The following is a 12,180-nucleotide window of genomic DNA, read 5'->3' on the forward strand; positions in this document are numbered from 1 at the left end:
GCATCGATACTGAGATCAGCGTTACTCCTTTTAAAGTTCTTAAAGCATCAAACATAAAATTCTGGCTGCATGATCCGTCTACTTAAATTTAAGCACCGTGTCTGCAAGAGGTCTCAGACGCAAGCTGATAAAATCTATTATGAAATTCTGATAAACGCGCCAAGGTAGCTTTTTACCTTGTTTCGGAAACTCCTCAACAGCTCGCAAGATATAGCCCGAGCTAAAATCGAGCATTGGCTCCTCTTCGAGTCCAGCAGAGGCAACCTTCGGCACGGCCATCGTCGTCCCCGTCTTTCGCATATAATTTAGCAGGCGACAGACATATTGGCCCGTAAGGTCAGACTTGAGTGTCCAAGAAGCATTTGTATAGCCAAATACCTGTACCAGGTTAGGAATATTAGACAGCATCATGCCCCGATAGACATAAAGTGTAGAAGGATCCACAACCGCCCCGTCGACAATTAATGTTGTGCCCCCTATAAACCTCATCGTCAGACCCGTGGCCAATACGATAATGTCTGCATCCAGATCCCTGCCGGATTTGAGGTGAATGCCAGTTGGGGTGAAATAGTCGACATGGTCAGTGACTACTTCAGCGCGCTTTTCCGCAATTGCAGTAAACAAATCTCCCTCAGGCACGGCACACAAACGCTGATCCCAGGGGTCATAATTCGGAGTGAAATGCGTCTTGATATCGTAACCCTCACCGAGCGCTTCACGTACCTGACCCAGTAACAATTTCTTTACCACTTGCGGCCGTTTGCGTGAAAGATTGAATACCGCTATCTGCAGCAAAATACGCTTCCAACGCACAATGCGGTACACCCATGAGGCGGGCAGAACGCCTTGCAAACGCGCGGACCAGGAGTCCTGTTCCGGAATCGAAGCCACATAGGTAGGGGAGCGCTGCAACATAATGGTTTGCGCGGCCGTTTTAGCCAGCTCAGGCACCAGCGTGACAGCAGTGGCGCCACTGCCAATAACAATGACCTTCTTTGCCTTGTAATCTAAACTCTCAGGCCAGTGCTGAGTGTGAATCACTTGCCCCTTAAAATCATCCCGACCGGAAAATTCGGGCGTATGACCTTGCTCATAGTCATAATAACCTCCGCACATCATAAGAAAATTACACTCGAACTCTATAACGTCATCCATATCGGAACGCTGGACACTGACCGTCCATGTGGAGGACTCAGACGACCAACTGGCGCTGAGTACCTTGTGGTTGTAGCGGATGTGTTTATCCACACCGGTTTCAGTCGCCGTCTCTCGGAGGTATCTCAGTATTGAGGGGCCATCGGCGAGCGACTTGCTATCTAGCCAGGGCTTAAAGGTGTAACCCAGTGTGTACATGTCGCTGTCGGAACGTATGCCGGGATATCGAAATAAATCCCAGGTGCCTCCTAGGGTCTCTCTGGATTCCAGCAAAGCGAAGGTGCGATCTGGGCAGTCGCGCTGCAGATGCCTGGCACTGCCGATGCCGGACAGCCCTGCACCCACTATCACCACATCCACAAAGTTAGCACTCGGCATACCACTATTCTCTTTAAGCCCAGCAGGGTCTTGTTCACAGGATAATTGCGAGATGTACTTTGAACTATTATGCGGCCGCGTTCAATACTTTGGCACGGTAACATTCGTGATTGACCTTAAGTAGCCCGTCCGATATCGCGATCAATGACCCTGCAGGCGTTTTTGCCACACACACAAACCCTGTGCATTGAGCTGCAAGTCAAACCCGAGTCGAGCCCGCAACTCGACCTCATCTTCACACGCACCCAACTGACGCACCAAACCCATTGCGTAATCACTTAGCTGCTGCGATAGACGCACTTCATCGCTGGCGTCAGCAGTGGCAAACCTGGAATACACCTCTATTTGCTGCGCCAGCAATTGGGCCTTTTCATAGGAATACTCCAGTTCTCCGTAGTGTGTGAGATACAATCGTTGCGGTGTATAACTACCCAACAATTCAATCGAAGCAAGATAGGCCTCCGGGTCAAACTGATTGGGCGTGGTCGAGGGCATCACGAAGTCCCCACCAGGAAATCGACACCAGGAATAAGACACACCAAACATATCACCGCTGAACCAGCCTCGACTGGCCTCATCCCACACACAAAAATGGTGCTCTGCATGGCCCCGTGTGTGGCGAAATTCCAGTGGCCTTCCCGCCAGAGAGACCTTTTCGCCGTCCTCCATCTGCCGAATGCGAAGAGGATCAATAGGCTGGATGTCACCGTACAGTTGGCGAAAGAGATCGGCCCCATACACCTGTGTAGCGCCGGCGATGAGTCGCTGGGGATCAACCATATGCCGAGCACCGCGCGGATGGATCAGTAACTGCGCCGTAGGAAATGTCGCCATCATCGCGCCCGCACCCCCTGCGTGATCCAGATGCACATGTGTGGGAATCACATATCGCACTTGCTCAACACCAATACCCCGATCAAGCAGAAGTTGCTCAAGAGCAGGGACACTGTGACAGGTGCCAGTCTCCAGTACCGCGCATTCATCGCCTTCCTGCATCAGGTAAAGACAGGCCGTACCATGCTCTACATATTCAGCGTCGATGCAGGTAATACCGAAATCAAGGGAAGTGTATGTCAACAGTCTTATCCGGAGGCAGCGACGGCTCCGCCGTCCAGTGCAATGGTCTGACCGGTTAACCAGGCAGAAGCGCGGGCGCTCAGATAGATAGCCGTGCCCGCTACATCCTCCGCGTTGCCGAGGCGACCGCAGGGAAACAGTGCCCCCATTTCGGACTCATGATCCAGCAGGTGAGCCGTCATTTTGCTGGGAAAGAAACCGGGGGCGATAGCGTTAACATTCACGCCCTGGGGAGCGAGATCCGCTCCAAGATGCCGCGTCAGGTGATGCACCGCCGCCTTGCTAGCAGAATAGGCGTAGTTATTCATATGCGGGTGGGTTAGTCCGTTGATCGATCCAATATTGATAACGCGCGCAGGGTCGTCTTTTGCGCTAGCTGAGCGCAGGGCGGGCAATAATTTCTGGGTAAGGAAAAACAATGATTTCACATTGAGGTCCATGGTTTTATCCCAGCCACTTTCAGGGAATACATCGATATCCGCACCCCAGGTAGTGCCCGCATTATTCACCAGAATATGCACCTTTTCTTCAGCGGCGCTGACCGCTGCCGCAAAAGCGATCACACCGTCCATAGTCGATAGGTCCGAGGGAATACCTATACACTGCCCTATTTGGGCCAGTTCGCTTACCGTGGCCTGCAGTTCTTCTTCCCTACGCGCAGTAATATAGGTTTTCACGCCATTCTCAACAAAACCGCGCGCAATCATAGCCCCGATACCGCGGGAGCCGCCGGTAACCACCGCCACTTTTCCGTTTACATCAAAAAGATTCTTCATGTTTTCCTCTTCATAGTTCAGATTAACATTCAATACAATGCATTCAATCGTCGCTGCGCTGTCGATACTCCGTGGGAGCACAGCCACACCAAGACTTGAAAGCGTTTGAGAACGATGCTTGATCAGAATAACCCAACAATAACGCTATTTCAGTAACTGCCAATCGCGGATCGTCGAGATAGCGTCGGGACTGTTCCTCACGCACATCTTGTAACATCGTCTTGAAACTTGACTGCAGTGCACTGAGACGACGCTGGAGTGTTCGCCGAGAGACGCTTAATTCCAATGCAAGGCTGTCGATAGTCAAGGCACCTCCTGGCAGCGCACGGCGAATGGCGATGCGCGTGTCACGCAAAAAAGGATCCACGGTCAGAGGCTCATCGAACACCGAGCGAGGGCCAGCCCAAAAATCGGCGCCCAGTTCGAAGCCAACGTCAATCAGCGGATAGCGCACCACCTCTCGCGAAAAATAGAGACAACTCACTTCACAACCAAACTTGAGGTTAGAACCAAACGTCCGTTTTAGTGCGCGCGTATCATCAGGTGCAGGATAGGAAAACTCGGCGGCACGCACGGGAACGGGTAACGCACAAATAGCACTCACAATTTCAGCGGAGGACTTCAGCATCTCGTCAACCAGTGGCCGCCATGTGGCTGTTTCCTCACTGAGCGGATGCCACTCAAGTCGGATAAATTCTCCCTCTGGGCGAATCAACACCCGCCCGGTATCACCCCTTATTCGAATGGTGCTGGGAATGACATTAAAATATTCCTTCAAATTACGGCAGATCGTTGTCATATACAGATGCAGATTCATGCCCGTGAAGTAAATGATATGTCCAACATACAAACCAATATCTGGATCACCACTGCGCTCAGCCGCCATGCGGTATAAGTCCATGTAATTTGCCAGCGGAATACGCTCTGCCGGCGCGCTGAGAAGGTCCTGGCTGATTCCCGCATCGCGCAGCAATACCGCACTATCCACCCCCAGCGCGCTAGCAGCCTGCACGACGGCCTTCGGGCACAGCACATAAACGCTACTGCCAGCCATCACAGACATCAGCCGGTTCTCGCAGCGGCGAGTGCCCGCAGTACCACCGCACGCGTATCAGCGGGATCAATAACAGCATCCACTTCCAAATAAGAGGCCGCTTCCGAAGCCTTGCCCACCTCATACATGCGTGCGACCAGTTGCTGAAAAAGCTGTTCACGCTCGACCAGATCGTCGAGTGCTTCCAATTCTTTTTTGAAGCCCAGTCTGACCGCCCCCTCCAGTCCCATGCCGCCTACCTCACCCGTTGGCCAGGCAGCGGCGTACACCGGAGCGACAAAACTTCCGCCGGTCATCGCCATTGCACCAAGGCCATAGGCCTTGCGCAAAAATATCGCCACCATGGGAACCCGCAGTTTTGCGCCTGCCAGGAACAGGGAAGACATACGTCGCACCGCGCCCTGCACCTCGCTATCAGGGCCCACCATAAACCCCGGGGTATCAGTGAGCGATAGCACAGGCAAAGAGAATGCATCACAAATTTGCAAGAAGCGCGCGGCTTTCTCTGAAGCTGTTGCATCCACTGCTCCACCGAGTTGCTGGCAGTCGTTGGCGATCAGGGCAATGGGTTTTCCTTCAAGTCGAATGAAACCGGTAATAATACTTCGGCCGTAAATACGCTGCAATTCCAAGAACGAACCGGTATCCGCGATAGTTTCAATAATGTCCCGCACGGGATAGCTCCAGCGTCTATCCTCGGGTATTGCATCACGCAACACCTCTTGAGAAACAGTATTCCATTGAGACACTGCACCCTGAAAATAGGACAACAGTTGTTGCGCCAGAGTAGTCGCATGCGCTTCGTCCTCAGCAACAATATCGACAACCCCGTTTTTCTCCTGTACCTCGATAGGGCCGATAGCAGTGGGCTCATACTTACCCAAACCGCCACCTTCGATCATGGCCGGACCTGCCATACCGATCCATGAACTACGCGTGGCGATACAAAAATCGGCACAACCAAACAATGCGGCATTACCGGCAAAACAATATCCATTGTTCACAGCGATACGTGGCACCTTACCGCTAAGTGCGGCCCAGGTACTGAATGACTTAATATTGAGGCCGGCAATTTGGGTGGTCACATCGGTATCACCCGGACGACCTCCGCCACCTTCGGTATACATCACCAAGGGCAATGATTGCTCACGGGCCAACTCACAGATACGATCCAGTTTGCGGTGATGAAAAAAGCCCTGCGTGCCGGCCAGTACCGAGTAATCGTTGACAATGATGCCTGCACGCGCGCGATCAGGCCCAACCAGACCCGCGTTAATAGTACAGGTCCCCGTGATGATCCCATCCGCCGCAGTACTGGTCTGCAGATCCTCATACTCGCGTCGACTGCGCTGCGCCGCTACGGCAAGTTGTCCGTATTCCTGAAATGAACCCTCGTCGACCAAGTCCGCAACATTCTCTCGAGCGGTACGATATCCCTTGGCGTGGCGTTTGGCGCGCGCCTCTGACCGAGCTGCATCAAGAGTGCGTTCTATGCGCTCGCGCAACGCTTCCAGTTCAGGCCTTATGTCACCGTCCATCGATGTCTCCGCATAGATCCTAGCGTAATATTATAACGCGGATAGCCACTGCTTGAAGAACAGGCGACTGGCTGAATTACTGATTCTTGCCGCGCTGCTGCACACCGGACCGGCGATTGGCGATAACATCGCCCGACACGCGTTGATTAACATCGGTCATCACACTGCGCTCCATGGCCAGCCCCGCAGCCAGATCCGTCTGCAAGCCTTCGTTTACCATTTTCTTGTAGACCTTTACTGTTTCCGGCACGCAGCTCGCAATATCCGTCGCGACCTGGCGACACGCGTCGAGCAGATCCTCTGGAGCCACTACACGACTCACTAGACCCCACGCTTCCGCCTGCTGTGCAGATATAACGTTGCCGGTAAAATGCGCCTCGCGCGCTCTACTCGGCCCAATGATACGCGCAAGCTTCTGGGACAATCCCCAACCCGGCGCCAAGCCAACGCGACAGTGCGTATCGGCAAAGCGCGCGCCTGAAGAGGCCAGCAGGATGTCACCCATCAATGCAAGTTCGAAACCGCCGGTGGCAGCGACACCGTTCACCCCCACTATAATGGGTCGGTCAAAAGCCGTCATGGCTGCGGTAATATCGTGTTGCGCGTGAATGGCATACACGCCAAGACCGGACTCATCTTCCGCCATCGCCTTGAGATCAAGACCTGCACAAAACGCCGTACCTGCACCCGTGAGAATCACAGAATAGATATCGCTCTCGTCCTGCAACAGGCGGAAGGCATCACAAAGATCGAGCAGCAATTGCGGGGACAACGCATTCCTAGCGTCGGGGCGATTGAGCGTCAGGACAGCGTAACCGTCCTCTCGTTGCAGCAGCAGTTCCGTCATTTAACTCTCCTTGAGGTTGCTTTAGCGCCCCTGCCACTCAGGCTTACGTTTCTGCAGAAAGGCCGCCACGCCCTCCTGTGCATCCTCGCTACCCATGCAGATATGTTGCAATTTAGCCTCTCCAGAAATTGTGTCACTGACGGACTCTTCTATCGCAGCGTTCAGTGCCTGTTTGGCATAACGCAGAGACAAGGGCGCTTTGCCCGCGATTTCCTGTGCCCAAGCGAGAGTGTCTTCCAGCAGTTTATCAGCCGGGACCACTCGATTGCACAGGCCCCATTGTAAACATTTTTCAGCGCGGATTTTCTCACCCGTGACGATCACCTCATAGGCGCGCTTGCGACCCAGTGTCCGCACCAAGTGCCAAGTCGCACCACCATCCGGTATCAGGCTGATGGCGGCGAAGGCCTGGTAGATGAATGCATCTTCTGCCATCACTGTCAGGTCGCAGACCATGCCCAAAGCGCTTCCAATGCCGGCGCAGGCGCCATTGATTGCGCTGATCCAGGGTTTGTGCGCCTCGTGGATTTCCATCAGCACTGGCTTGTACTCGCCATTGAGTTGATCCTCAACCCGGAAAGTCAATGCATCCTCTGGGACGTCTGCCAGGTCGGCTCCCGCGCTGAAAACGCGCCCGACACCGGTCACTACCACCACCCGCACACTGTCATCGCCATTGACCTCGCGCACTGCTAGCAATAGGTCACGACGTAGGGTTTTATTGAAACTATTGAGATTGTCGGGTCGGTTCAGGCTGACTACCGCGACAGAACCTTGGCGTTCTACCATAACCGTTTCATACGTACTCATCGCGCACACCTTCTAAAGAGTTATCATCATACGATTGAGCCGCCAGCCCTGAGGCCTGCCAACTCCTGTTCACCGAAACCCATCTCCGTGAGTACTGCATCGGTATCCTGTCCAACATCATGGCCGCCGTGTCGCACCTCCGAAGGTGTGCGACCAAAACGCGGAGCTGGCGCAGGCTGGACCAGTCCGTCCACCTCTATATAGGTATTACGCGCTATATTTGCTGGATGTTTTGGTGCATCGAGAAAATTAAGCACGGGTGCAAAGCAAACATCTGTGCCCTCCATAATCTCAGACCACTGCGCCTGTGTTTTCTGTTTAATCACCGTGGTTAGCTTTTTCTTCATTGCTGACCATTGCGACTGATCATTCTGAGCGCCGAAATCTTCCTCGGTCAATCCTGCCCGCTCTTTTAACAATGCGTAAAACTGCGGCTCGATAGAACCTATAGAGATATACTCGCCGTCAGCACACTCATAGGTGTCATAAAAATGCGCCCCGCCATCCAGCATGTTGGATTCTCGTTCGGTAGCGTCCCACAAACCCATCGCTTCGAAACTGTGGAACATCCACATCAGCTGTGCCGCGCCGTCCACCATTGCCACATCAATAACCTGGCCCTTGCCAGAGTTAGCGGTTTCCAGCAACGCTGCCAGCACACCATTCACTAGCAGCATACCACCGCCGCCCATGTCCCCAACGAGATTTAAGGGTGGCACCGGCTTTTCACCTTTGCGACCCATAGCGTACAAAGCACCTGTAATTGAAATATAGTTAATGTCATGCCCCGCGCTTTGTGCCAGCGGCCCTTCCTGGCCCCAACCGGTCATGCGTGCAAAAATAAGCTTGGGGTTGCGAGCGAGACACACAGAAGGGCCAATGCCCAGCTTTTCACACACACCCGGGCGGTATGGGTCGATGAGAACATCGGCGTTCTCCACCATACGCAGCAGGGTTTCCAGACCATTCGGGTCCTTAAGGTTGACCACCACCGATTTCTTGCCCCGGGTGCTAACGTCCTTCATCACCATCCCGCCGGCGCGGTCGATACGAATCACCTCCGCACCCATATCGGCGAGCATCATTCCGCCCATCGGGGCCGGCCCAATACCCGCGAGCTCAATCACTGTATAACCATTCAGCGGACCCATTGGTCGTCTCCCATACTTGAATTTTAACGCGTGCCGGCACTATGGCCGACACGCTATGGAGCAAACCTCTTACTTAGGCTGCATTCGGATACCGCCATCCATGCGAATACATTCGCCATTGATGTAGTCGTTCTCTACCAACTGCTGCGCTAACTGGGCGATCTCATCTGCCTTACCAAGGCGTTTGGGATACAGCACTTGGCTCGCTAGCGGTTTCAAGAACTCTGCGATTTCAGGCGACATTTCTTCAGCACCGCCCATCATCAGCGGCGTCGCAATCAATCCTGGCACAATGGTATTTACCCTGATGCCCAGCACTGCTAGGTCACGTGCTATAGGCAGAGTCATGCCAACCACGCCACCCTTAGACGCCGAGTAGGCCGCTTGTCCGATCTGGCCCTCATAAGCTGCAATCGAGGCGGTATTAATAATAACACCCCGACCACCATCGTCATTCAAAACGTCGTTGGTAGACATTTTCTCAGCGCACAGGCGCAGCACATTAAACGTGCCCACCAAATTGATCTGGATAATGCGATTGAATTCGTCCAGAGGGAACGGGCCTTTCTTGCCCATAGTTCGCATTGCATTACCCGTGCCGGCAAAGTTACAGCAAATGTGAATCGCGCCAAACTCTTCAATCGTCGCGGCAATACCCGCTGCGACTGATTCCTCACTGGTCACGTTCACGTTACAGAAAATCACCATACCGGGATATTCCGCTACCAATTGATTGCCCTTCTCCTCATTCATATCGAAGATGGCGACCTTGCCTCCATTCGCGACAAAACGTCTTAGCGTTGCGCGACCGAGGCCAGATGCTCCGCCGGTAATGACGGCTACTTTATCTTTTAAGTCCATATAAATTCTCCTAAGCTAGTGGGTTAATTGTCGTGTATTAGAAATCTAAAAATTACGCGTGTTAAAGGGTGTGTAACCCTCTGAGAGACAATCCCGGCTGATAATGATTTTCATCACCTCAGAACTGCCCGCATAAATGGTTGTAATTCTTGCATCAGTATACTGCCTGCTTATTGGGTATTCATCCATATAACCGGCACCACCATGCAGCTGAACCCCCAAGTCGGCGACGGCAACCGCCAGCTCACTAGTGACCAGCTTTGCCTTAGCAGCATCCACTGCAGTGAGCTGACCGGCCGCGAAGGCTCGAACACACTGATCGACATAACTCTGAGCAATATCCAGCTGCATGCGCATTTCAGCCAACTTGAATTGGGTATTCTGAAAGGCTGCCACTGGCTTGCCAAATGCCTTGCGCTGTTTCACATAGTCCGCCGTGAGGTCCCAAGACAACTGGGCACAGGCTATATAACCTGCAGCGCCAATCAAGCGCTCCTCCCCCAACCCTTCCATAAGATAGATGAAACCCTTTCCAGGCTCCCCTAGGACATTGGCCTTAGGCACTTTCACATCATTAAAAAATAGCTCGGCGGTATCCTGCGCTTTCATACCCATTTTTTTCAAATTGCGGCCTCGTTCAAAGCCCTCCATGCCCCGCTCGACCAGAAATAGGGTCATAGCGTGGGGGTTGTTTTCCGGATCAGTCTTGGCGGCAACGATGATAAGATCGGCATTGATACCGTTAGAAATATACGTTTTTGAGCCATTTAGCACCCAATGATCCTCTTTTTCGACGGCCGTCGAACGCATTCCAGCGAGGTCACTACCTGCATCGGGCTCAGTCATGGCAATGGCCAAAATAATCTCACCACGAACACAACCCGGCAAAAATCTCTGGCACTGCTCCTCACTGCCAAAACGCGTGAGATACGGACCCACCAGACGGCTATGTAGCGAGTTATACCAGTCACCCACCCTCGCATAGGACGTCTCTTCGATAATAATTTGCTCGAAACGAAAATCAGTATCGCCCATGCCACCGTACTTCTCATCCGGCCAGACCATCAAAAAGCCCTGTTCACCGGCTCTACGGAAAGCGTCACGGTCAACAATTCCAGCCTCACGCCAGGCCTCCATCTGTGGCACAATCTCTACTGCGAGGAATTTCCGATAGGCGTCTCGGAACATGTGCTGCTCTTCAGTGAATTCTCGTTGCAACATACAGTCCAGCTCCCATGCGGACAAATAAACGGTAGGTAGTATGGTGAGCGGCCAGTAGGCCAACAATGACCTGCCCCTACAAATAAATGGACAAGACATTACAAGCCGGGCTTAGAGGCTGAAACTGGAAAAATCATGCAGCAGATTCATCCGGAAAACTGGATCATCATCTACTTTGGCTTAATCTTTGTGATCGCCTGCGCGCAGATGGTTGTTGTCTACGCACTCAGCAATGCCAGCAATCCCGCGCCCGGACTAGGCCTGTATACCGTCTATTTCATGGCTGCCCTGCTGGGCTTGATCGCCTTTGCGCTACAACATAGCGCAAGCGCACCCATGCGGATGGACATTTCTTCGGCCGCATCAATTCTCTCCAGTTATTTGCTATTCACGGCGGCGGGACAGCGGGCACAGATCAAAACGGGTCGCATCGTGCTTGGCGTCGCCGGCTTAGTTGCCTGTGTCAGTGTATTTTTTCTCGATGCACGAGACATATTTGGCATGCAAGTCACTGTTGCTGCGTTCTTTTTTGCCGCTGCAGGCCTACTCTGCGGCTGGCGCAGCTGGAAAAAAAGCAATGTGGGTGACGGCATCACGGCCGCCGCGCTGATGATCGTCGTCAGCATGCTAGCACTGCTATACCTCTGGCAGACCCATGACGACTATTTCCAGGCCCAGACAGTGGCCTTTGGTCTATACAGCTCAGCGTATGTGCTGGTCGCAATGGGTTTTCTGGCTAGTGTGCTCATCGAAAACCAACAAAAGCTGTCCCACGTATCCACACAAGACCCGCTGACTCGGCTGCTGAACCGCCATGGCTTGGAACAAACTTTGCACGTCACCCTAGCGCAGGCTGCCCGCCAGCAGCTGCCCACAGCCGCTATTATGGTGAGCATCGATCACTTCAAAGAAGTCAACAGCAACTTCGGCAATAAAGCGGGAGACCAGGTGCTCAGACAGGTCGCTCAAACCCTACAGCGCATAAGCCGCGCCAGCGATACAGTGGCCCGCGTCGGCGGTGAGGAATATCTGTTGATTCTCCCTTGTACCCACTTGGACGACGCCCGTATGTTGGCCGAACGCATCCGCCTAGACATTGCCGAATGTGCCCTGACCGTCAACCGACAGCAGATCGCCATTACCGTAAGCCTCGGTGTGGCGGGCGCGCTTGGAGCAGTAGAACTGAACAAACTGTCGGGCGAGGCCGACCGAGCGATGCAGTTGGCCAAACGGGGCGGACGCAACCAGGTGGCCTCGGTGGAAAGCAAATCCATTCACCTCAGCACACACGTTACCCAGGTCTAAAAAAACG

At 53.3% G+C, this 12,180-nt stretch carries 11 protein-coding genes; 1 reads left to right on the forward strand and 10 read right to left on the reverse strand.

Translation table 11 applies throughout. The features are described from left to right. Positions 1-78: 78 nt before the first annotated feature. The 10 genes from ABXT62_RS10750 to ABXT62_RS10795 form a co-directional block, all read right to left on the reverse strand. Entirely contained in the window at positions 79-1,533 is a 1,455-nt protein-coding gene (locus ABXT62_RS10750) for a flavin-containing monooxygenase (RefSeq protein WP_415355286.1), read from the reverse strand. 141 nt (positions 1,534-1,674) lie between these two features. Continuing rightward, entirely contained in the window at positions 1,675-2,610 is a 936-nt protein-coding gene (locus ABXT62_RS10755) for an MBL fold metallo-hydrolase (RefSeq protein ID WP_415355287.1), read from the reverse strand. A 5-nt stretch (positions 2,611-2,615) separates the two neighbouring features. Beyond that, positions 2,616-3,386 carry an SDR family NAD(P)-dependent oxidoreductase gene (locus ABXT62_RS10760; RefSeq protein ID WP_415355288.1) on the reverse strand — a complete coding sequence of 257 codons (771 nt, stop codon included), beginning with the start codon at positions 3,384-3,386 and terminating at the stop codon, positions 2,616-2,618. A 43-nt stretch (positions 3,387-3,429) separates the two neighbouring features. After that, positions 3,430-4,449, reverse strand: coding sequence for an AraC family transcriptional regulator ligand-binding domain-containing protein (locus tag ABXT62_RS10765; protein ID WP_415355289.1), 1,020 nt, complete (start codon positions 4,447-4,449; stop codon positions 3,430-3,432). Then, positions 4,449-5,978, reverse strand: coding sequence for an acyl-CoA carboxylase subunit beta (locus ABXT62_RS10770; RefSeq protein WP_415355290.1), 1,530 nt, complete (start codon positions 5,976-5,978; stop codon positions 4,449-4,451). The genes ABXT62_RS10765 and ABXT62_RS10770 overlap by 1 nt, the downstream gene beginning before the upstream one ends. 76 nt (positions 5,979-6,054) lie before the next feature. Further along, the gene (locus ABXT62_RS10775; protein WP_415355291.1) at positions 6,055-6,825 is read right to left on the reverse strand and encodes an enoyl-CoA hydratase; all 771 of its coding nucleotides are present in this window, start codon (positions 6,823-6,825) and stop codon (positions 6,055-6,057) included. Between the two features lie 21 nt (positions 6,826-6,846). Continuing rightward, the gene (locus ABXT62_RS10780; protein WP_415355292.1) at positions 6,847-7,635 is read right to left on the reverse strand and encodes an enoyl-CoA hydratase/isomerase family protein; all 789 of its coding nucleotides are present in this window, start codon (positions 7,633-7,635) and stop codon (positions 6,847-6,849) included. A gap of 26 nt (positions 7,636-7,661) precedes the next feature. Then, positions 7,662-8,786 carry a CaiB/BaiF CoA transferase family protein gene (locus ABXT62_RS10785; protein ID WP_415355293.1) on the reverse strand — a complete coding sequence of 375 codons (1,125 nt, stop codon included), beginning with the start codon at positions 8,784-8,786 and terminating at the stop codon, positions 7,662-7,664. Positions 8,787-8,855: 69 nt separating this feature from the next. Continuing rightward, positions 8,856-9,647: an SDR family NAD(P)-dependent oxidoreductase gene (locus ABXT62_RS10790; RefSeq protein WP_415355294.1), complete on the reverse strand. Its 792-nt coding sequence runs from the start codon at positions 9,645-9,647 to the stop codon at positions 8,856-8,858. A gap of 45 nt (positions 9,648-9,692) precedes the next feature. Beyond that, on the reverse strand, positions 9,693-10,868 hold the full coding sequence (locus ABXT62_RS10795) for an acyl-CoA dehydrogenase family protein (protein WP_415355295.1): 1,176 nt from the start codon (positions 10,866-10,868) through the stop codon (positions 9,693-9,695). 135 nt (positions 10,869-11,003) lie between these two features. Here ABXT62_RS10795 and ABXT62_RS10800 point away from each other — a divergent pair, with 135 nt between their 5' ends. Then, positions 11,004-12,173 carry a GGDEF domain-containing protein gene (locus ABXT62_RS10800; RefSeq protein WP_415355296.1) on the forward strand — a complete coding sequence of 390 codons (1,170 nt, stop codon included), beginning with the start codon at positions 11,004-11,006 and terminating at the stop codon, positions 12,171-12,173. Positions 12,174-12,180: the final 7 nt, after the last annotated feature.

Source organism: Halioglobus sp. Uisw_031, from assembly GCF_047729875.1.
In the GTDB taxonomy this organism is placed as follows: Bacteria; Pseudomonadota; Gammaproteobacteria; order Pseudomonadales; family Halieaceae; genus Marimicrobium.